Genomic DNA, 21,244 nt, shown 5'->3' on the forward strand with positions numbered 1-21,244 from the left:
TCTTTGAAAATCATTTTTTAAACAATCCATTAATTTTCTAGAAACTTCTTTATGCTTTCTTTAAACAGCTGATTTTCTTCAAGAAAGGGATAATGATTGCTTTCTTCAAAAATAACTAATTGTGCATGAGGAATAAAATTGGCCATTTCTTCAGAAAAAGGAAGGGGACATTGCACATCATATCGCCCACACGCAATGAAAGTAGGTGTGTTCACGAGATGCAACTGTTTTGTTACATCAAATTGCAATATTTCTCTTGCAAAAAAATTCATTCGAGCTGCTGCCATCTTTTTATGTATTGATTTTGAAAAAAAAGACCTATAGTGATCTGGTTGATAGAGAGAAAGTTTTGTCCGCTCCTCAACAATTTTTCGCCGTTTGTTTTGCTCGAGATAAGGGTCTTTTAACCGTTCAATATAGTTTTGCATCAACTCATACTGAGGATGCCTATAATGATAGATACAAGCGGAAGAAGATGTTGCATATTCCCTCGCAGCAGCCCCTACAATCAACAGAGCGACGAGGGAATTGGATGCATGAATACCATAAAGGCAGCCAAGCATTCCTCCTGTTGAATGGCCCGCAAATATCCATCTTTTAATTTCAAGTGCTTCACGTATACTCTCAAGATCAAATACTGTTTCAAACATGAAGAATTCGTAAGGAAAGCTGACAGAATCAGAGTTACCCGATCCTTTTAAATTTACTAAATACACGGTATAGTCTTTTGTGAAAACATCGGCGAAATAGTCACCGCTTTCATTAAATTCAGAGTATAGGTGGGTCACACATAGCGGTGGGCCATTTCCTTTTACAAAAATCTCAAACCTACCTCGCTCTGTTTGGACAAAAAGTTGTTCCCACATTCTTATTCGCCTCCATCCCTAATATAGTTAAAGCTTAAATGCTGATATACTACTCAATGACAACTGCAGTACCATAAGCGATAATTTCTGACGCACTTGCCATAACGGCTGAAGATTGCAATCTAAAACCTACAATGGCATTTGCTCCCTTATCTTCAGCATCTTTTACCATTCTCGCTATTGCCCTCTGTCTGGCTTCTGTCATCATTTCTGTATATTCAGTAATTTCCCCACCGACAATTGTCCGAAGACTTGCAAGAATATCCTTCCCGACATGCTTCGATTGAACAGTACTTCCTCTAACATATCCAATGACTACTTTTATGTTTTTGTTGGCTACGTAATCAGTAGTGACGATCATCATCATTTTGTTCCTCCTTCTCTATTTTTCTTCGATCCTTTATTAATAAATAAATCAAACAACCAAGTGAAAGCGCGTATCCAATTATCACGAAAGGTACCCAGAAAGGTTTAATAAAAAACATGATAACAATCAACGCTTGAAAAATAGATGCTCCGATCAACAGAATAAATTTCAATGTGCTTATCACCTACTTCCTCACTTCAATAGAATAACGTAATTAGAACAAATCCCCCCACCTATTTTTAACAATTTACGCAATAAAAAAAAGCGATACGCAGAAACCTTTTCCGCATATCGCTGTGACATAGATTATGATGTTATCTTATTCACCTAAATGACTGGACATTCCATCCTTCTTTGAAAAATAAGTATAAATTCTTAAGGCGTCGCTCATACTACTAGTGCAAGAATTTAGTGGGCTATAGCCAAGCGGTAAGGCAACGGATTTTGATTCCGTCATGCGTTGGTTCGAATCCAGCTAGCCCAGTTAAGAAACAACGGCAAGTTTCTTTTTACGTTGTTTCAGATTTTGTAATCCTGACTTGTTATAACCAACAATTAATTTCTTTCCATTTGTAACAATTGGTCTTCTTAATAGCTTTGGTTCGTTATGCATGAGCTCAAGCATTTCACTAAGAGTAAGATCGTCAATTTCAACATCTAGTTTCTTGAACGAGCTACTTCTTCTTGCAAGAATTTCTTCAATACCATCAGTAGATAATGTAATAATTTCTTTCAACTCATCAATTGAAGGCGTATCTTTAAATAAATGGCGCTCTTCAAAATCAACACCATTCTCTTTTAACCATGCTTTTGTTTTTCTGCAAGATGTGCAACTTGGGTACGTATAAAACAATAATTTATCTTCCAATTTAAATCCTCCCCGATTCGTTTTCCGTTGATAACTAACTTTACCCACATTATACAACAGTTAAACAAATATTGTACAAGAAAAAGATTTGTATTTTTGTGAACGATTTGGGATAATAAATTGGAACCCTTTTCAGGGTAAATAAGGAAAGTCATTATTTTGCCATGAGACTAGCATTTACTTTTCCACAAGAACTCATATATAATACGTTATGTATGGGGAATGAACGAGCAAGGGAGGAACTTTTATGCCTAGAATGTACCGAGTTTTAGCTTTCTGGACTGGTATTTTCTCACTTATGGGCTTTATTGGTGAGATGCCTGTATTGGGATTGCTGTTCCTTGGCCAGGCCGGCATGTTTTTAGCGTTAAGTTATTTAAACTTAACAGAACGTACTTATTTGTATATTTTTGGTGTATACTTAACTTTGTTTATGGTCGGTTTTTCCTACTGGTCAGTGTTCATGATGACGCCTGGATCAGGTGGTCATTAATTGGAATGAAAAAAGACGATGCTTACACATCGTCTTTTTTCATTGGCGCTTTTCTTGTATCATGACGAGAAATTGATTTGACTCTGCAAGCCACCTTATTGCCCGATTTTGTTTGTATCCTTCGGAAAAGGGGTTACTAGGATTCGTTTGCTGAAGAAATCCAAGCAATCCTTCTTTTAAAAGAAACTCCCCTTGAGGCATACAGTTTACCCACTTCATTCCGTGACTCAGACCTATTTTTTTAATTGCATCAATGTGAACATGAGTGGTTATATCCATTTCCCCAGGGAACTGTAAGACGTTCTCAATCAATTGATGATTTCTATATCCCCTCAGGCTCCCTCTTCTTCGTTCAGGGGATTTCCACTCTTCGTTTGTATAACCGTAATCTACTGTAACAACCTTCCCATTAGCTAACCAGGCTCCAATTTCATCCAACCATTTCCCCATTGCAAGGGGGATTTCAATTCGCTGACCATCACTCAGTTGAAGCTCGTGACGAAGCATCCAATTCTTAATGGCAGGGTCTGTACAGGGAATGTACACCTCTGTAAAACAGTTACACTCATCCAAGCCAACACACACTTCAACAAGTTCCTGTTGTTTTTCAATGACACGAACAGGAAACGCATCTAGCAGTTCATTTGAGAAAAGGATGCCATTTAATTTCGGCAGCACTTTTTTAATTGAAGACAGCGAAGGATAGATTTTTACAGGATGTCGCTTTGTACGGTTTGTAATTAATTGCTGATGATATGGACTGGACTCCAATACAAAATAACGTAACTTTTCATAAAATTGATGGTCCAGAAATTTTACTTCATCAAGAAAGGAAGAAATGAATTTTCCATCACCTGAACCCGCATCAACAATGACCGGAGCATACTCGTTGCTCTGTATCTCATTTATGAGGACTCTGGCCATTACGCGCGAATAAACGTCATGAACACTGGTTGAGGTAAAGAAATCACCTCTTCTACCAACTTTGGGTACATCCTTCTGATAATAGCCAAGAAGTGGATGATAAAGAGAAAGGGTCATAAACCGCTCAAAGGTAATAAACGCTTCAGAGCTACACTCAATTTCACTAAGGATGACATTTTTTAATGACATTTTTTATAAAGAAAAGCCATTCAGAAATGGGTTTTCAGTCATCTCAGCTTCAATTGTTGTAGTTGGTCCATGTCCAGATGCCACAATTGTATGTTCTGGAAGTATCATAAGGCGATCATGTATGCTCTTTAGCAATTGTTTATGATTTCCACCCGGAAGATCTGTTCTTCCTATACTCCCTGCAAAAAGCGCGTCACCTGAAAAGACAATATTCGCATTCTTGAAATAAAACGATACGCTACCTGGTGAATGCCCCGGCGTCTCGAGTACTTTAAATTCGAATGATCCAATTTTCATATCCCCTTCGCCCTCAAAGAGGTGATCAGCAGACTTGCCTGAAATGTTTTCGACAACAGGGAAAAGCTTCGATCCATTTAAAGATGGGTCTGAAAGCCAGTTGGATTCGTATGTATGCACATAAACCGGTATCTTATAAGTTTCCCTTAATAAATCCACGGCTCCAATATGATCAAAATGAGCGTGCGTTAACAGAATGGCCAATGGTTTTAATTCAAGGCTCTCGACTTTCCTCTTAATCCTCCCGCCTTCAGCACCAGGATCAATGAGAAGGGCATCTTTACTTTCGTTCCATATAATTCCAGCATTTGCCTGCACAGGTCCGACAGCCATTTGTTTCCACTTCATTACGTTCGCCTCCATTGAAAGATTATGTTTCTTATTCTACACTAAACAAAAGATGGATTAAAAGGAGATGTTTCAACTGAATATTGTGTTTGGCGTTGAAATGAAACCACCTGTTGATAAACTCCCTGGTTTTATTGCCCAACTAGTCAAGAAAACAGCTGAATTAGCTAAAGTGTTGGATCGAGATAAACAGCTAGTCATCCTATCTACTGAAGAAGAAGCAAACGCGCTTCAGAACTATTATCAATCGAAAGGTGTACTTGAGGGTTTTTACCCACTAGTTTACCTATCTCAATCTTCGGAATTAAAGACCTCATTTGCAGATTACGGATTTATTTCTCAAAATAATGAACCCTATCTTTACAAAGAAATGGTTGCTTCCTTTATGATTCAAAAAGGAGAAAACCAGCAGAGGGAAATGGCTCTTCTTCAAATGGAAGAACATCTTATTTGCAAGGATGAAAATCTTTTTTTTATTGATCGAATGCACATTGAATTAATGGAAGGGATCGCTCGAGCATACAACGTTGAACTTACATTTTGGAGCGAATAACACCTCGACAAACGAAAAGAAAACGGTTAAAATAAGAAAGGACTTATTGTACATACCAGAAAGTTTAAAAAATTTACGATTCAACCATGCAACAGCCATTTTACGGGTATACTGATAAAGAGTGCATGGATAGGGAGGTATTCCAAATGGGATTAGCAGTTATTTTTGCAATCGTTACTTTATTTTGCGTTTGGGGCGTTTTTCGATCTCTTCGCGAAAAGAACTTTATGGGCCTTGCCTTTGCGGGATTAACAGTACTTGTATTCGGCGCCTTTACTGTTGCTACAATGATCGATATTCTTTTCGGTTCTGGTGGCGGCGGAGGCCACTAAAAAAACAGCCATTTTGGCTGTTTTTTTATATTCCGTCTTTTGGAATTGACCCTCTAAATACGTTCATTACACGGACATTTATTTTAAATGTCTTTTAACTGATTCGAGTTTATCATCCATTCTTACCTTTTTATCTCGTCGGTCATCAATTCGTAAATTAGTAGCTACACGCTCGATGCCAGCTTGAAAAGGCGCCTCATGGATCGCTTTAACGACATCAAGAAGATCAGAAATATCTCCTTCAATAAGAGTACTCATAGGTGTTAAACGATAGGTAATGCGATCAGAAAAGGATTCAAGAATCTCCTGTACATCGGCTACATACTTACTAACACTTGGTGTTTCTGTTCCAATTGGTATGACGGTAACATCTACAATTGCCACTATTTATTGCCTCCCTTTCATTCAAGTAACTGCATTTTTCGATTAAAGAAAAACCGATACGTTACTAACGAAATAATCATCGCACAGATGGAGACAGATGAAAAGATACTAATTGAAATCACGATCTGATAGCGAATGGCTTCAATAGGCGAAGCCCCTCCAAGGATTAATCCGGTCATCATCCCAGGTAATTGCACAAGACCGATTGTCTTTAAAGAATCCACGTTTGGAATCATTGCAGCGCGAATCGTTTTCCTAATAATCATTTGGGAAGCCTGTGAAGCATTCGCTCCAAGTGACAGTGCAGCAAGAATTTTTCCTTTACTATCGTGAAATTCATTCTTCATTCTTTCAAACGCAAGACCGGTTGCAACCATGCTATTACCAATAATCATTCCACTCATCGGAATGACCTGTTCAGATTGAAACGGAATAATATTAAATAGGATCCAGAGAGACAAAACAAACACTTCGATTAAAATAAGCGATGAAAGCGACAGGAGAAAAGCGTACGGAATTCCCTTCCCTCTCTTTGCTGCTTGAAGAGAAGCAATAACAAGCATAACAGCTACCCACAACCCTACTCCTTGCCAATCTGGCATTGAAAACAGAAATGTGAGAACATATCCTATCAAAAACAGTTGAACAACGCCTCGTATAGAAGACCAGATAGCTGACTTCCCAATCCCTAGTGAGAACAAATAAGATAGTGATACAGGAATCATGACAAATAAAATCATTGTAAGCAAAGAAAGGTTCGATATATTTGTCATAACTTATCCTTCAAAAAAGTGCTTTAAGGCAGCAGTTTTCGGGTGTTGAAATAAACTCGCGGTTTCGCCTTGCTCTTCAACCTTCCCCTCATTCATAAAAAGGGTATAGCTTCCGAGTCTTTTTGCTTGCTTAAGATCATGTGTAATCATTAAAATCGTCTTCCCTTCTTCTTTCACGAGCTTATGTAGCAATTCTTCCATTAACTCCACCGTCCGCATATCAAGTGCACTCGTTACTTCGTCTAATAATAATACCTCAGGATTATTAGCAAGTGTTCTTGCAAATGCCACTCGCTGCTGTTCACCACCAGATAAATTTTCTACTTCTTTCGTTAAAAACTCTTCAGATAACTGCACTTTTTCCAATAATTTCACACCGTCATTTTGCTCCCATTTTTTTCGAAGCGAAGGTCCAAATTTTAGATTCTCTTCTACAGTTCCATCAAATAAATGAGCCTGCTGAAACACCATACCAATGTTTCGACGCAGCTCAGAAATAGGAAAATCACTAATTTTTTTCCCTTTAAAGTGGATTTCTCCCTTATCCGGATCTTCTAGTCTATTTAGCAGAAGTAACAAACTACTCTTACCAGCACCTGAAGGTCCGATGATTGTCGTTAAACTTCCTTCCATTAATGAAAAGTGAACATTGCTAACCCGTTCATTAGATACATGATCTACTTCGATTAGTTTTTTCATTGAACTTCCTTTCTTATCAATCAATCGGATTGCTTTACCCTAAACATTTCACATCATTCTCGAAGTCCATTGCTTAGTCTATGTATTTTTCCCCTACTCATTCGAAAAGCAAACTTTTTCACACAAAAAAACCCTGCAAAGGCAGGGTTAAGGTTTCATAATCGGCGTCTGCTTTGTACGAAAAGCAGCATGGTTCGTAGGTCCAATTCCTTTTCCTATCGGAGTAGCGTGTGTAATCGCAGTTGTAATAAAATCTTTCGCAAAAGATATTGCTTCTGGGATAGAGTTCCCCTTTGCAAGCTCAGCTGCAATACAAGCGGAAAATGTACAACCTGTGCCATGTGTATGTTTCGTCTCAATACGCTTTGATTCATAATGATAAAAGCGATTATTTACGTACAGAACGTCGATTGAGCGTTCACCCGTCATATGACCTCCTTTTATCAGAACAGCCTTTGCCCCACTTCCGTGTAGAGCTTTCGCTGCTTCCTCCATTTCCTTCACAGAAGTAATGGTTCCACACTTTAGTAGCTCGGCTGCTTCAGGAAGATTCGGTGTAATGACAGTCCCAAGTGGAAGGAGCTTTTCCTTCATTGCTAATATCGCATCTTTTTGTAGAAGGGATGCCCCACCCTTAGCAATCATCACAGGATCAATGACAAGATTTGAAACGTGATATTCTTTTATTTTATTCGAAACCGTAAGAATAATTTCGCTCGAAAAAAGCATACCTGTCTTAGCAGCGTCCGTTCCAATATCGGAAAGGACAGCATCAAGCTGCGTCTGCACAGCTTCGGTCGATTGGGGGTATACATGATGGACCCCAAGTGTATTCTGAGCCGTAAGCGCTGTAATTGCACTCATGCCATACACATTGCGTTCTTGAAATGTTTTTAAATCAGCTTGTATACCAGCTCCCCCTCCACTATCTGAACCAGCAATCGTTAGCGCTTTATACATTAATAACCTCTCCTTATTGAATAGACTGAAATCGATTAGGATTAAACTGGCCAATCTCGATTCGCTGGGGAATCTGATCGATTTCATCAGCAACAATTTTAGCCGTAATTGGACTTAGCAAAATACCATTTCGATAGTGTCCAGTCGCCAAAATAATTCCTGTTTTCTCCACTACTCTTCCAATTAGCGGGAAACCATCCTGCGTAGCTGGTCTTAAACCAGCCCATTTATGAAAAGGTTCCATTTTTTCAAGAACTGGCATCACTTTCTTACTCCACTTTTCTAAGCGGCCAATTCCATGCATTGTTACGTTTGTATCGAAATCAGCTATATCCTCTGAAGCGCCAGCGACTACGGACCCATTCGCTTTCGCAACCAGGTAACCCTGACTTGTAAAAATAATGTGATTTAAAGTCGGCGCCTCATAGGCACAAATTTGTCCACGAATTGGAAAGATAGGTAATGTACAGCCAAGTTCGTTTTCCCAATACATTGACCATGCTCCTGCTGCAAGGACGACCTCATCACTCTCGATTCGTTCATTCTTCGTCACCACATCCCCATTCTCAAGTTTCGCCTCTCCAGCATTTTCAACGACGCGTACACCTAAACTTCGGCACGCTTGTAAAAGCGCAGCCACATAGCCAGGGGCATAGATATGTGCCTCTTCTGGACACCATAATGCCGCAACTACGTTTTCCGACAGTTCTGGTTCTTTTTCTCTCACTTCTTCTGCTGTTAAGAGCTTCGATTTAACATGAAACTTCTGTTGCCACGCTTGCTTTGTTTCAAGGGAAAGTCGATCGGCTTCATGATAAATGCAGTACAAACTACCACTTTCGTTATACTCAAAATCAATCTCTGAATGTTGTTTCACTTCTTCTTGCCATTCAGGAAAAAGTTGTAAACTTCTTTGACATAGTCTGAAGAAGTCATCTGGGTCTTCTTCAATTTCTGAATAAGGCGCAAGCATACCTGCAGCTGCACCAGAAGCCTGTCCACCACATCGCTGCGCTTCTACTACAGTAATCTCGTGCCCTCTCTTACGACATTCAAACGCAATGGATAAACCAATCACCCCGCCGCCAATAATTGTAATTCTGGCCATGATGCCCCTCCTTCACTAGTTTTGAACTGGACTACTAGCCGTCGCATACTTCTTTTTAGGGATTCGTCCCGCCATATATGACAATCTTCCTGCATGGATCGCATATTTAACGGCTTCTGCCATCATGACTGGATTTCTAGCTTTGGCTATCGCTGTATTTAACAATACTCCATCTGCGCCGAGTTCCATGGCTTGTGTAACATCAGCAGCACTTCCTAGGCCAGCATCTACAATTACTGGCACTGTAAGCTTCTCCGTTATCCGTTCAATATTATAAGGATTTAAAATGCCTAGACCTGTTCCAATGGGAGACCCACCTGGCATAACTGCCGCAGCACCAGCTTCCTGTAATCGATAACAAATGGCAGGATCATCTGATGTGTACGGCAACACAATAAACCCTTCCTCCGCTAAGATTTCCGTGGCTTTCAGTGTTTCGATTGGATCAGGAATGAGCATTTTTTCATCCTGGCTCACTTCGATCTTGATCCAATCACTTAGTCCAGAGGCTTTTGCTAAACGAGCGATTCGAATCGCTTCTTCAGCTGATGTTGCCCCCGAAGTATTCGGTAAATATTGAAAAGGCTTTTCAATATGTTGAAGAATAGCATCTTCGTCTGGCGCTGAAAGATTTACTCTTCGAATTGCGAATGTCAGCACTTCAGCTTCCGAAGCCTCAATTGCCTTATTTTGAATATAGGGATTCGGGTATCTTCCTGTGCCGAGAAAAAGCCTTGATGATAATTGTTTTCCAGCTATGGTGAGTGCATTCATCATTTCATTAACCCCCTCCTACAAAATGAACAAGTTCAATTCTCATGCCATCATGAACGTTTGTATCAATCCAGTGCAAACGATCAACGATTATTCCATCCACTTCTGTGACAACCAGTCCTTCTTGCAAACTAAAATGTTTCACCACATCCTTCAACGTAACGACATCCAGCTCGTGCTCTTCTCCATTTATTTGTAACCTCACTTCTCGATCACCTCACTTGTTATCGCCTGCTGGAATAGTTCACATGTGCCTTTCACATCATCACTTCCTACCACTTCGCTAATCACACAAATACGCTTTGCGCCAGCACGCAATACGTCAGAAACATTGTGCAGTTTTATACCTCCAATTGCTACAAATGGAATGGAAATTTCAGAATTCACTTCTTTGATATAATCCGTCGTAACAGGATCGACCACATCACTTTTGCTATTAGTCGGAAAAATTGGACCCGCACCGATGTAATCAGCCCCTCCTTTTTCTGCAGCATGTGCTTCCTCAATACGATGAGTAGAAATTCCGATTATTTTATCTGGTCCTATAACCTTTCTTGCCGTCTCTAGAGGCAAATCATCTTGCCCTAAATGGATCCCATCCGCATCAACAGCTAACGCGATATCAATATGATCATTCACAATGAAGAGGATCCTGTACTTTTTTGTTAATGCTCTTAACTTGAGTGCTTTTTCAAGCACAACTTTTTTTGGACTTGTTTTATCACGAAGCTGAATAATGTCCGCTCCACCCTGTATGGCTTCCTCCATTACCTCAACGACATCTCGACCTGGATGAAATTCTTCTCCTGTAATCACATATAGTTGAAACTGTTTCATGACTGTCTTCCTCCAATATCGTTATAACTTACTTCACATTTCTGTAAAACTGAGAAAAAGACGCTAGAACGTGAAAAAACCCCCATTCCGCGTATGGAATGGAGGTAGTATAAACTCACTGCTACCGACTTCCCTACGCTGGTATCAACCAGATCAGGTTCAAGGGTAAAAGAAATAACGGTTTCTTTTTCTCAGCCTTCCCTTACATGAAGGCACCCCTAGTCTTAGAAATTATGAAATTAGTTTTATTATGACAAAAAAAATCTTAGAATTCAAGCTCCCTACATATATAGGGAAGACAGAAAGATGCCTATCGTATTTTGGTATATCTCGTTAAATTGGCTAACTGGTAAAGGATTCTCTCCTTTTCCGATTTCAACGGTGAAACCCGGTTTTCTAAAATCCTGGATAAACCAATCCTTATAACCTGCAAAACTATCAACATACCGAATGGGGAGGTAGCCGCTTAACCGAGAAAATTCTGATACAAGAATTTCTGATTCAGGGGGTTCTAGTCCTTCAAATCCCCAAAAGATTACTTCTCCCTGTGAATGGAATGCTAGCGCTCTGTCAAAATTTTTTCTGGTAGTTAAATCAGCAATGGCAATGGCTTCCGGTTCAGTAAGTGGTGCCTTTCCCGGGTAATTTCTTGGAGAAGGCTTTGTTGGTTTACGGGCAGCTTCCACATCCCATTTAGCTGGGTATTGATTATTCAAATCCACGCCTCGAATGTTTGCTTTCCAACGACTAAATTGGTCATTTCCATTGTTTATTTCATTTGCTAAAGAGCGATATGGCTCCTCTTCTGGCAATCCATTAATAACGAGGTCAACGCCATCTGGATTAACCATAGGTACGAGTGACAAAGAAGTGGATTCATAAAGAACAGGAAGATAAACCCCACTAAGCTGCTGGCTACTTGTTAATTCTCGAGCATAATCATCGACAAATTTCATGATTAAAGTCGTTGTTAACCACTCATTTGCGTGAAAAGAGCCATTCATGTGAACTTTTTTCTCACCAGTTCCTACCACCAATTCAGGAATAGGTTTTCCCATCACTGTCTCACCGATAAGTCCTTGCTTAATAAATGGGTAGACACCAAGTATTTTGCGGATATCCTTAGCAAGCGTCCCGTAATCATAACTTTGATTGGGGTTTATCAGTGACCACGTGACACGAATGGGGATGTTCACTTTCTCCCCTGGCTTTAGCGAAAATGGATTTTGATCATTTAATAATAAAATTCCATCTAAAGGTGCTCCATACCAACTCGCTAATTTCCATAAGGTATCCCCTTTTTTAATCGTATAACTTTTTGTTACATATCCAGGGATCTGTATTTGCTCTCCAATCATTAATTGATCTGGATTTTCAAGATTATTACTGTCTAAAATAAGACGGAGCGGTATTTCAAAAACTCGACTGTATTTCCAAAGGCTGTCCCCACTCTTCACTCTTATCTTCATGTTTCACCCTCCCACATGGCATATCCTTCTTACAATGATATGTCCAAAGAAGGGACTCGTATGCTTCGTGAATAAAGGTTTTCTATTAGCATTGTCTATTTAGTTTGGAAAAGCAAAAAACCACACTTTTTAAAAGTATGGTTTTCCACATGTTCTATTTTCCCACTTCAGTTTGTTGTTCCCCATTATGCTTTCCTAAGAAACGAAGGAGATCGCCGTAAACAATTTTATCTGAATAAGCGAGGTCTGTCTTTGCCTTCTCCATGTATGGTTCACAAGTAGCTTTATCCGTTTCTTCTCCAGTTTCTTTATTATAACAAACATTTTTAGTATAAAGATTGTCTTCAGTGATAAAACTTCCATCACGAAGAATTGTAAAGTTATCTTGTTCTTCAGCAAACAAATCATTGCCGAACTTAATCATGTCTTTTGTCTCAATTCCAAGAAGGTGCATGATCGTAGGCTTTAAATCAATTTGGCCACCGACCTGTTCCATCACTTTCCCATCCTGGCCAGGGATATGAATAATGAGAGGCACTTTTTGTAATTCTGTCGATTCAAACGGAGTAATTTCTTTTCCTAGAAACTCACTCATTGCTTTGTTATGGTTTTCGGAGATTCCGTAATGGTCACCATACATAACGAAGATTGAATCTTCATAAAGTCCTTCTTCTTTCATACGCTCAAAGAATTTTTTAACCGCTTCATCTTGATAACGAACCGTTGTAAAATAACGATTTACAGTGCCGTCATCTGACGTCCACTCTGGAATGTACTCATCTTCTGATTCAAGAGTGAAAGGAAAATGATTTGTAAGGGTAATGTATTTCGCATAGTAAGGTTCAGGTAAGGTTTCTAAATATTTGATGGATTGATCAAAAAAGTATTCATCTTTCAATCCCCATCCGATTGAATTATCAGGGGTGACCGTAAAGTCATTGATGTCATAGAACTTATCGTATTTAAGAGAGTCATACATCACATCACGATTCCAGAAGCTTTTGTTATTCGCATGGAAAACTGCATTATAGTAGCCATTTTCACTTAAAATTTCTGGAGACGCGTTGTATTCATTTCCTGAATGCGTAAAGAACACCGCACCACTCGGTAGTCCATACAGAGAATTCTCAAGAATAAACTCAGAGTCAGAAGTTTTCCCCTGAGCTGTTTGATGATAGAAATTAGGGAAATAATAACTTTCATCAATTAGATCATTAAGGAATGGGGTTATTTCCTTCCCATCAACCTCTTCGTTTATCACGAAACTTTGCGTAGACTCTAGAGAGACAAGTATAAGGTTTTTGCCTTCTGCTTTACCAAACATTTCAGGGTTTGGTTCAACGTGGTTCGCTTTCACATAGTTTTCGATATCAACAATTTCACTACCGTCAGCAAAAGCTCGTTGTGCCTTCGCTTTCGATTGAAGAACAGCATCATAAACATGATAGTTGTAAGTACCGATATATTTGATAAGCATTTCACGATCAAACGTTCTCGTTAAAAGCTGAGGACGCTCGGTTTCAGCAAGGCCTACATTAATAGCAAACAGAGCAATTGCGCTTGCAAATACGATTGCTATTTCTTTTTTCTTAACAGTATATGTTTTAGATTTTCTTACAAACAAATAAACAGAAAGAAGAATAACATCTAGAAATAACAAGAAATCAAACCCGCTTACAAGCTCAGCAATACTGCCGCCAAGTTCGCCCATGTTATTTGTTTGAAAGAGCAACGGTATCGTGATGAAGTCAGTAAATTCACGGTAATAGACAACATTTGCAAACAAAATAAATGAACCAATGAAATCAATGACCAGTAACACTCTATTGCGGTATTTAGGTGAGGCAAATAATGCAAAACCGAGGAATAGTAGGACGGAACTAATTGGGTTTAAAAGTAAGATAAACCCTTCCATTTTATTTTCAGGTTCAATGTTAAATGCAAATTCATACACTAGATACGTTTTTAACCACAGCATAACTACTACTACGAGGAAAAACGAATACTTATTTTGTAGCTTTTTCATGATTTCTTAGTACCTCCTTAGTTGAATATAAGGAAAAGCTACCATATCTTTCTACGACCATACATAATCGCTATGATAGTATGCTTTCGAAATTTAATCAACTAACTTTTGTCCTTATTTTAGTATTTCGTTCAACAATATTTTGATTCTATTTAGCGCGTCCGTTATTAATAACGAATAAGTCGTCCAAAAAGTTTCATCTGTGCAAAAAAATCATAAAAAAAGAAGAGATCAGGCTCTAGTGATCTCTTCTTTACCCCTGTGACAATAGGAATAAACGCGAACAATTAGGACTAATTCACTATCTTTGTTTTCACTAACCATGCCCCACCGATCACACCAGCATCATTCCCAAGTGTTGCAATGGCAAAATCAGAGCCTTCCGTCACCCTAGGTAAGGCATATTTTTCAAATTGGTCTTTTAATGGGTTCAATAAAGCATCTCCCGCTTTTGAAACCCCTCCACCAATGACAATTTTCGATGGATTTAAAGCATTCGCTAAATTAGCAATGGCTAATCCAAGATAGAAGGTGACCTTGTTTACTACTTCTTCAGCATAACCATCACTTGCTTCAGCGGCTTCAAAAATGTCACGGGAAGTTAGTTGATTTTGTTCCTTATATGTACGATAAAGGATGCTATCTTGATTAGAGTTAAGGTTCTCCATCGCAATACGAACGATACCAGTGGCAGAAGCAACGGTTTCAAGGCAACCGGTTTTACCACAGTTACATGAAGCACCACCTTCAGGGATGGAGGTAATATGTCCGATTTCTCCAGCCATTCCGTTCGTACCATGAATGATTGTCCCATTTGTAATAATGCCACCGCCTACTCCAGTACCAAGCGTTACACAAAGCAAATCACGTGCACCATCGCCTGCGCCTCGCCACATTTCTCCGAGAGCTGCAATATTTGCATCATTATCAATGATAACAGGTAAACCTGTTTCAACTTCTAGCTTGTCTTTTAGAGGGAAATTTCGCCAGCCAATATTCACAGCATGGTAGATAAAGCCTGTTTCCATCTCAATAAATCCTGGTGCGCCCATTCCAATTCCAGCAAATTTTTCTTTGCTTAACCCCATCTCTTCCATTTTATCGTCAATTGCTTTAGCGATATGCATGGTAATGTGACGACCAGCTTCCGATTTATCTGTCGGGATTTCCCATTTCTCTTTAATTTCTCCGTAAAAATCCAGGAAGGCAAGCTTGATTGTTGTCCCTCCAAGATCAACACCTATCAACCATTTTTCTTCTTTCATCATCATTCACCTTTCTAGCTCTCGCCTTTATTTTAACGGAAAGCCTTTGTTTTCTAAAAATTTCTTCATATACGTACGAACAGGAGTCGTTAACTTATGAGCCATCATCGCTGTCCATCCACCTGTACGCTGCCCAGCAGTTCGATCGGTATAATATGCTGAAATGACATCATCATATTTCATTAATTCCTCTTTAAAAACTTCCTCATTCTGTTCATATTCATCAACATGGTAGATGTTCTCTAGAGGCAACCGTGGTTTCACGTCTGGCTCCTGATCCGGATACCCGACGCAGAGTCCAAATAGCGGTACAACATATTGAGGTAAGTTCAACAAATCATTTACTTTTTCAAGATCATTTCGAATACCACCGATATAACAAATACCTAGACCCATTGATTCAGCAGCTATACTTGCATTTTGAGCTGCAAGAGCCGCATCAATTAACCCTACCATAAACTTTTCAGTTGATTGAACTGTCTCCGTCACATCGGTTCCGTGCATTTGTGAAGTAGCTTGATGGCGATTATAATCAGCACAAAATACGAAGAAATGACCATTTTTTTCGACATAACTTTGTCCACCTGCTAACTCCGCTAATTGCTTTTTCTTCTTCTTATCTTTCACACCTATAATGGAATACGCCTGTATATAACTTGATGTAGAAGCAGATTGCGCTGCCTTAACCAGTGTATGAATTTGTTCTTCTGATAGGGGCTTATCCTTAAACGCTCGTATTGATCGATGAGCGAACATCGTTTCGATCGTTTCATTCATGTTTGTCTCTCTCCTTGTTGATTTCATTTCGTAAGATCATTCTGGCGACAAGGTAATCTTCTTTTTCAATCATTTTCATTTCATATAATTCTTGTACCTCATCTTCCATTAACTCAAGATCCCCGAGTCTACTACCCGTATAAATAATCATGCCATATCTTTTTAACAGTTGCTGAATATCGTAGAATGTTTTCATTTTCCTCACCATTGTTATTATAGCAAGCCAGAGCCTTAAAAAAAATCAATACGCACAAAAAGGACACATTCTTTACTAAAGAATGTGTCCTTTAACGATCCGGATCTTTCGGATGAAGTACGGTAGGTCTTCTATTTTTCAGAGGCATTGGCGAGCGAAAGATAACATCTCGAAACGCTCGATAGGAAAATGGGATAAACGGCCATAGGTATGGAATATGAAAAGACTTTGTACGCAATAACAACAGCATCCATAGTGTAAAACCAACTACAAATCCAATCACTCCGAAAGCGGCTGTTAAAACAAGTAACAGTAAACGGAATAGTCGATTGGCAAGGCTTAATTCATATGACGGCGTAGCAAAAGTTCCTAAAGCGGCAAGGGCGAGATATAAAATGACTTCATTAATGAATAACCCAACCTCTACCGCTACTTGGCCAATTAAGATAGCCGATACAAGGCCGAGCGCTGTTGCTAAAGAGGTAGGCGTATGAATCGTCGCCATTCTAAGAATGTCGATGCCTAGCTCAATCAGTAAAAATTGCACAAAAAGGGGTAAGGTTCCCCCTTGATCCACGCCAATGAATTGCATATTTGATCCCAATAACCTTGGATTTGTAGCAAATAAATACCATAGAGGTAAGATAAAAATACCAATCCATACAGCAATGAAGCGTACCAGCCTTAAGTAGGCACCTACAAGTGGCTTTTGGCGATATTCCTCTGCATGCTGCAAATGATGCCAGAACGTAGTTGGCGTGATAAGTACACTAGGAGATCCATCCACGTAAATGAGAACATGTCCTTCATATAAATGAATAGCAGCAGTATCTGGTCGTTCTGTATATCTTACAAGCGGATACGGGTTTAAATGCCTGCCGCAAATAAACTCCTCAATCGTTTTTTCACCCATCGGTAACCCATCAGTATCAATTTTACTAACAGAGTCCTTAATTCTTTTTACTATTTCAGGGTCTGCTATATCCTCAATGTAACTAATGCATATGTCTGTTTTAGACCTTCTACCAACTTGCATATACTCCATTCTTAACGTTTTATCTCTAACTCTTCTCCTCGTCAGCGAGGTGTTAAACACAATCGTTTCAACAAATCCATCTCTAGCCCCTCTAGTGACACGCTCTAAATCCGGCTCCTGAGGTCCACGAACAGGATATGTTCTTGCATCAATCATGATGACTTCACTCATGCCTTCCACTACAAGAGCTGTCGGGCCTGACAGAACAAGATCCATCACGACATCTAGATCTTTCTGTCGATCAATTTCAACGTATGGGATATGCACTTTCATAAGTTTTTCAAGCGGATCAGGCTCAAGCTGATCGGGCTCAAGTCTGGATAACAACTTCATTAAATAATGTAAAATGTCGTCCTTTACAAATCCATCAATTAAGAACATTGCCATTTTACGCCCAGCATAGTCTAAATCAAGTTGTATAACATCAAAGCTTTTACCGACTCCTAATTCTTTATGAAGAAAGTCTACATTTTTTTCAAATGAATGACTAACAGGATGAATAATTTCTTTTTGAGACATAGGTCCCCCTCCTCATTTCCATCATTCACCAATTCCATTCGATACATACCTATCAAATCATTAGGCATAAAAAAGCCAGCCTTCATTTGAAAAGGCTGGCTTTTACTTTAATCGATCATAGAGGATAACAGATAGCGATATATGAGATGAGCCGTATGAAGCATTGAATCTTGATGTGTACGTTCATAGGCATGAGAAGCATCGATCCCAGGTCCAATTAGTGCGTGACGAACATCAACTCCAGCACGGATCGCCGCAGATGCATCTGAACCGTAATAGGGATAAATATCAAGCTTGTACTCAATTTGATGTTCCTCTGCAAGGCCGACCAAGTGCTCTCTTAGACGAAAATGATATGGTCCGCTTGAATCTTTAGCACAAATGGAAACGGTATACTCATCTGATGATTGTCCATCGCCAAGCGCTCCCATATCAACTGCTATGTATTCCACCGTCTCTTCGGGAATATTTGAATTTCCTCCGTACCCTATTTCTTCGTTATTGGAAATTAGGAAATGCGTTGTATGAGGTAGCGTTTTGTTTTCTTGCTTCAATTTCTTAATATTTGCTAGAAGCAGAGCAACACTTGCTTTATCATCTAAATGCCTTGACTTAATAAATCCACTGTCTGTCAACTGTACCCGAGGATCAAAGGAAGTAAAATCTCCCACGCGAATTCCTAATTTCTTAACGTCTTCAGCGTTATTCACCCGTTCATCCAAGCGCACTTCCATATTTTGCTCATCTCGTTTAACCTCACCATTATTTTTGTAGACGTGAACAGACGTCTGATGTAAAAGGATTGTACCAGTAAAACGCTTACCATCTCCGGTAATGATTTCACAGTATTCGCCTTCAATCGCATTAAAGCGAAAGCCACCAATTAAAGATAAACGAAGACGACCATCGTTCTTAATTTCTTTCACCATAGCTCCCAGAGTATCGACGTGAGCTGTTAACATACGCTGTCGAGACGAATCAGCGCCTTCGATCGAAGCAATAAGTCCACCTTTATGATTTCGTTTCGTTTCTACCCCAAGCTCTTGCATCCTACCTTCCACCCAACTAATCACTTCATCTGTATATCCTGATGGACTTGGAATACTGACTAATTCTTTGGTTGTTTGGAGAAGTTCTTCTGCATGAAACAAGTCTTTCACTGCTACCATCCTCTCAAATTAGCTTTCTTTAGGAATAAAACGGTTTTCATATTTTGATTTTCTACCTCATACATATGATGACAAGCTTATTGAATCGGAGGGTTCCGGATGATCAAAAGAATTCACTACGTTATCATGCTTGGTATGATTGGTTTTTTTGCGCTCATCCTTGTTAATACTAGTGGCAATCCTGTGAGGGAATCATTTACTTACTTCCCTCCCGATCCGGTGGTCTCATTTGATTCAGCTAGTACATCTCTTACTATTTTAACGCAGGAAGATGAAGATGAATACACATTGAACTGGAAGACAGAGTCAACTCTTTCAGAAACTGCCTATCTTCGTCAAGATTTATCATTTCTTTATGAAGAGGGTCGTCTAATTGATTCCATGTCTACTTGGAAGGAAAATACTGCAACAATTCGTCAAAAAAAAGAAATTACAAGTGAAGACAGTGGTCATTACGAAGCCCTCACTTACCATTACGGAGAAATTCACTACCCAAATGATGTGATTAAAAGCGCTCAAAAAATGAGCTATAACCAGCTTTACGTGATTGATTCACCCATGACACCACTCGAATCCTTCACACAAGCTACAAGCGAAGAAGAGAAAGAGTGGCAATACATTCTTGATCATGCGATGGATCAGCAAGCGCAAATGGTTTTTAAATCAATGGTTGCAGAATACAATCTTCATCCCGAAGATTACACAATATTGCCACTCACCTCATTAAATCACTATCAAAACGAGCCACTACCTGGTTTATCTCGGAAACAAACCACCGATGCCATTGGAGGAATCTGGGAAGGCTTATATAAAAACTACTTTCTTGGCATCTTGCTTCCAAATGGTTCTACTGAAACGCCAATTGGAAGTACGATTCCAGTCATCCTACTTCATAAACAATCACCTTATCTGCTTATCCTTTTTCAAATGAAAAGCGGTAAAAACGTTGAGTTAATTCAATACCTTAATGAGCCTTTACTAGAACGGAAAAATAAAGATCCAGCAGTGCAATAAAATAACGTTTTTTCTTAAACAACTAATAATTGCATTAATTCATCATAAGTATCGATTTCGGGAACTTCATTTGGAAGCTCAACCTTTTCGTTGCGAGAATTGAAATAAATCGCATCAAACCCTGCTTCCAATGCAGGTTGGATGTCATGCTCGAAGGTATCACCTATGTAGAGATAGCGACCAGATTGATCGTGAACGTAGTGAAAAATAGACGTCCCCGGCTTTTCCATTCCTATAGCTTCAGAAATAAAGATGTTTTCACGTGGAATCCATTGAAACAACTGTAGAGCCTCTATCTTTGCTGTTTGAGTTTCTTTCCCACCGTTTGTAATTATCCCTAGTTCAATCCCTTTCTCCTTTAATAGTGTTAATAGAGACGCACTACCATTATATAGCTTTGCGAAAGAGGCAACTTTCGATTGGTATTCTTCTTGAAACGCTAATGCTTCTTTTTTAGAGCATGATAAATCAAAAAATTCGTTCGTTTTACAAAAGCGATTAACCTGGTATTCTTGTCTTGACCATTCTCCCTTTTCGTAATTCTCCCAAAATTGATCACAATGATATTTGAACACACTGAACCATTTATGAACAGAAAGAGAAGAGCTTTTTTGGTGTAACATGGACTCTGCACAATGTAAAATCGTTTTATGAAAAGCTTTTTCATGATCGTAAAGGGTATTATCTAAATCAAAATAAACGTGTGTATACTTCACTTTATTCGCCCCCAATCTGAGTAAATAATAATCGATCGTTTCTTCTTATTTTACTCTTTTCTATTTTTAGAAGAAAGAAAAAACCTCCACCCTATAAGGCAGAGGTTATGATAAAAACGAACTGAAAAGTTTGTTTCTTAAACCTGGGAATTTTAATGAGTTGCCGACAACAAAACGCCTAATAACTGCAACTCCCAGCAAACCGTTTAACAATCGATAGCGGTATTCATAAACGACGACGACTAGAGATAAAAGAACAAGTACCTTCGTTATTTTCATCATACG

At 39.1% G+C, this 21,244-nt stretch carries 27 protein-coding genes, 1 tRNA gene and 1 riboswitch; of the genes, 5 read left to right on the top strand and 23 right to left on the bottom strand.

What is annotated here, in order from left to right:
• Positions 1–29: 29 nt before the first annotated feature.
• Genes PQ511_RS04520 through PQ511_RS04530 form a run of 3 tightly spaced genes read right to left on the bottom strand, consistent with a single transcriptional unit; the run spans position 30 to position 1,405 of the window.
• Positions 30–866, bottom strand: a complete 837-nt coding sequence (locus PQ511_RS04520; RefSeq protein ID WP_273850744.1) for an alpha/beta fold hydrolase — start codon at positions 864–866, stop codon at positions 30–32.
• A gap of 49 nt (positions 867–915) precedes the next feature.
• On the bottom strand, positions 916–1,230 hold the full coding sequence (locus PQ511_RS04525; protein WP_273851131.1) for a YbjQ family protein: 315 nt from the start codon (positions 1,228–1,230) through the stop codon (positions 916–918).
• Positions 1,211–1,405, bottom strand: coding sequence for a hypothetical protein (locus PQ511_RS04530; RefSeq protein WP_273850745.1), 195 nt, complete (start codon positions 1,403–1,405; stop codon positions 1,211–1,213). The genes PQ511_RS04525 and PQ511_RS04530 overlap by 20 nt, the downstream gene beginning before the upstream one ends.
• A gap of 240 nt (positions 1,406–1,645) precedes the next feature.
• On the opposite strand from PQ511_RS04530, the gene PQ511_RS04535 reads away from it, so the two are divergent.
• Positions 1,646–1,717: transfer RNA gene (locus PQ511_RS04535), tRNA-Gln, on the top strand.
• Here PQ511_RS04535 and PQ511_RS04540 read toward each other — a convergent pair.
• Positions 1,718–2,101, bottom strand: coding sequence for a Spx/MgsR family RNA polymerase-binding regulatory protein (locus PQ511_RS04540; protein ID WP_273850746.1), 384 nt, complete (start codon positions 2,099–2,101; stop codon positions 1,718–1,720). It lies immediately after the preceding tRNA gene.
• A 247-nt stretch (positions 2,102–2,348) separates the two neighbouring features.
• Between PQ511_RS04540 and PQ511_RS04545 the strand changes: the two genes are divergently transcribed.
• On the top strand, positions 2,349–2,594 hold the full coding sequence (locus PQ511_RS04545) for a DUF2626 domain-containing protein (protein ID WP_224591974.1): 246 nt from the start codon (positions 2,349–2,351) through the stop codon (positions 2,592–2,594).
• 39 nt (positions 2,595–2,633) lie between these two features.
• Here PQ511_RS04545 and PQ511_RS04550 read toward each other — a convergent pair whose 3' ends face one another.
• Together PQ511_RS04550 and PQ511_RS04555 are read right to left on the bottom strand one after the other, a co-directional pair.
• A complete protein-coding gene (locus PQ511_RS04550) occupies positions 2,634–3,707 on the bottom strand; it encodes an SAM-dependent methyltransferase (protein WP_273850747.1) in 1,074 nt (357 codons plus the stop codon).
• Positions 3,708–3,710: 3 nt separating this feature from the next.
• The gene (locus tag PQ511_RS04555) at positions 3,711–4,352 is read right to left on the bottom strand and encodes an MBL fold metallo-hydrolase (RefSeq protein ID WP_273850748.1); all 642 of its coding nucleotides are present in this window, start codon (positions 4,350–4,352) and stop codon (positions 3,711–3,713) included.
• 67 nt (positions 4,353–4,419) lie between these two features.
• On the opposite strand from PQ511_RS04555, the gene PQ511_RS04560 reads away from it, so the two are divergent.
• Positions 4,420–4,905 carry a hypothetical protein gene (locus tag PQ511_RS04560; RefSeq protein WP_273850749.1) on the top strand — a complete coding sequence of 162 codons (486 nt, stop codon included), beginning with the start codon at positions 4,420–4,422 and terminating at the stop codon, positions 4,903–4,905.
• A 146-nt stretch (positions 4,906–5,051) separates the two neighbouring features.
• Entirely contained in the window at positions 5,052–5,237 is a 186-nt protein-coding gene (locus tag PQ511_RS04565) for a DUF2759 domain-containing protein (protein ID WP_224591960.1), read from the top strand.
• A gap of 78 nt (positions 5,238–5,315) precedes the next feature.
• On the opposite strand, the gene PQ511_RS04570 is transcribed toward PQ511_RS04565, so the two are convergent.
• From PQ511_RS04570 to PQ511_RS04640, 15 genes are all read right to left on the bottom strand, one after another.
• A complete protein-coding gene (locus PQ511_RS04570; RefSeq protein WP_226656950.1) occupies positions 5,316–5,621 on the bottom strand; it encodes an MTH1187 family thiamine-binding protein in 306 nt (101 codons plus the stop codon).
• Positions 5,622–5,638: 17 nt separating this feature from the next.
• On the bottom strand, positions 5,639–6,394 hold the full coding sequence (locus PQ511_RS04575; protein ID WP_273850750.1) for an ABC transporter permease: 756 nt from the start codon (positions 6,392–6,394) through the stop codon (positions 5,639–5,641).
• 3 nt (positions 6,395–6,397) lie between these two features.
• Positions 6,398–7,093: an ABC transporter ATP-binding protein gene (locus PQ511_RS04580; RefSeq protein WP_273850751.1), complete on the bottom strand. Its 696-nt coding sequence runs from the start codon at positions 7,091–7,093 to the stop codon at positions 6,398–6,400.
• 147 nt (positions 7,094–7,240) lie between these two features.
• Positions 7,241–8,053: a bifunctional hydroxymethylpyrimidine kinase/phosphomethylpyrimidine kinase gene (gene thiD, locus PQ511_RS04585; RefSeq protein WP_273850752.1), complete on the bottom strand. Its 813-nt coding sequence runs from the start codon at positions 8,051–8,053 to the stop codon at positions 7,241–7,243.
• A gap of 13 nt (positions 8,054–8,066) precedes the next feature.
• The gene (thiO, locus tag PQ511_RS04590) at positions 8,067–9,161 is read right to left on the bottom strand and encodes a glycine oxidase ThiO (protein WP_337957739.1); all 1,095 of its coding nucleotides are present in this window, start codon (positions 9,159–9,161) and stop codon (positions 8,067–8,069) included.
• Positions 9,162–9,176: 15 nt separating this feature from the next.
• Entirely contained in the window at positions 9,177–9,938 is a 762-nt protein-coding gene (locus PQ511_RS04595) for a thiazole synthase (RefSeq protein ID WP_273850753.1), read from the bottom strand.
• A gap of 4 nt (positions 9,939–9,942) precedes the next feature.
• Positions 9,943–10,140, bottom strand: a complete 198-nt coding sequence (gene thiS / locus PQ511_RS04600) for a sulfur carrier protein ThiS (RefSeq protein ID WP_273850754.1) — start codon at positions 10,138–10,140, stop codon at positions 9,943–9,945.
• Entirely contained in the window at positions 10,137–10,772 is a 636-nt protein-coding gene (gene thiE, locus PQ511_RS04605) for a thiamine phosphate synthase (protein ID WP_273850755.1), read from the bottom strand. The genes thiS and thiE overlap by 4 nt, the downstream gene beginning before the upstream one ends.
• Positions 10,773–10,885: 113 nt before the next feature.
• Positions 10,886–11,002: riboswitch (TPP riboswitch) on the bottom strand.
• A 51-nt stretch (positions 11,003–11,053) separates the two neighbouring features.
• Entirely contained in the window at positions 11,054–12,241 is a 1,188-nt protein-coding gene (locus PQ511_RS04610) for a M14 family metallopeptidase (RefSeq protein ID WP_273850756.1), read from the bottom strand.
• Between the two features lie 154 nt (positions 12,242–12,395).
• Positions 12,396–14,267: an LTA synthase family protein gene (locus tag PQ511_RS04615; protein WP_273850757.1), complete on the bottom strand. Its 1,872-nt coding sequence runs from the start codon at positions 14,265–14,267 to the stop codon at positions 12,396–12,398.
• 293 nt (positions 14,268–14,560) lie between these two features.
• Positions 14,561–15,538, bottom strand: coding sequence for an ROK family glucokinase (locus PQ511_RS04620; protein WP_420541657.1), 978 nt, complete (start codon positions 15,536–15,538; stop codon positions 14,561–14,563).
• A 21-nt stretch (positions 15,539–15,559) separates the two neighbouring features.
• Positions 15,560–16,309, bottom strand: coding sequence for an oxygen-insensitive NADPH nitroreductase (nfsA, locus tag PQ511_RS04625; RefSeq protein ID WP_273850759.1), 750 nt, complete (start codon positions 16,307–16,309; stop codon positions 15,560–15,562).
• The gene (locus PQ511_RS04630; protein ID WP_273850760.1) at positions 16,302–16,505 is read right to left on the bottom strand and encodes a YqgQ family protein; all 204 of its coding nucleotides are present in this window, start codon (positions 16,503–16,505) and stop codon (positions 16,302–16,304) included. The genes nfsA and PQ511_RS04630 overlap by 8 nt, the downstream gene beginning before the upstream one ends.
• A 91-nt stretch (positions 16,506–16,596) precedes the next feature.
• Positions 16,597–18,060, bottom strand: coding sequence for a spore germination protein (locus PQ511_RS04635; RefSeq protein WP_273850761.1), 1,464 nt, complete (start codon positions 18,058–18,060; stop codon positions 16,597–16,599).
• Positions 18,061–18,167: 107 nt separating this feature from the next.
• Positions 18,168–19,211 carry a M42 family metallopeptidase gene (locus PQ511_RS04640; protein WP_273851133.1) on the bottom strand — a complete coding sequence of 348 codons (1,044 nt, stop codon included), beginning with the start codon at positions 19,209–19,211 and terminating at the stop codon, positions 18,168–18,170.
• A gap of 117 nt (positions 19,212–19,328) precedes the next feature.
• Between PQ511_RS04640 and PQ511_RS04645 the strand changes: the two genes are divergently transcribed.
• Complete coding sequence (locus tag PQ511_RS04645) at positions 19,329–20,243, top strand: hypothetical protein (RefSeq protein ID WP_273850762.1); 915 nt, start codon at positions 19,329–19,331, stop codon at positions 20,241–20,243.
• A gap of 14 nt (positions 20,244–20,257) precedes the next feature.
• Here the strand turns inward: PQ511_RS04645 and PQ511_RS04650 are convergent, their stop codons facing one another.
• Positions 20,258–20,959 (bottom strand): HAD family hydrolase, encoded by a 702-nt coding sequence (locus tag PQ511_RS04650; protein ID WP_273850763.1) that lies wholly within the window; start codon positions 20,957–20,959, stop codon positions 20,258–20,260.
• A 105-nt stretch (positions 20,960–21,064) separates the two neighbouring features.
• Positions 21,065–21,238 carry a hypothetical protein gene (locus PQ511_RS04655; protein ID WP_273850764.1) on the bottom strand — a complete coding sequence of 58 codons (174 nt, stop codon included), beginning with the start codon at positions 21,236–21,238 and terminating at the stop codon, positions 21,065–21,067.
• Positions 21,239–21,244: the final 6 nt, after the last annotated feature.

Source organism: Guptibacillus spartinae (assembly GCF_028610625.1).
Classification (GTDB): domain Bacteria; phylum Bacillota; class Bacilli; order Bacillales; family Guptibacillaceae; genus Guptibacillus; species Guptibacillus spartinae.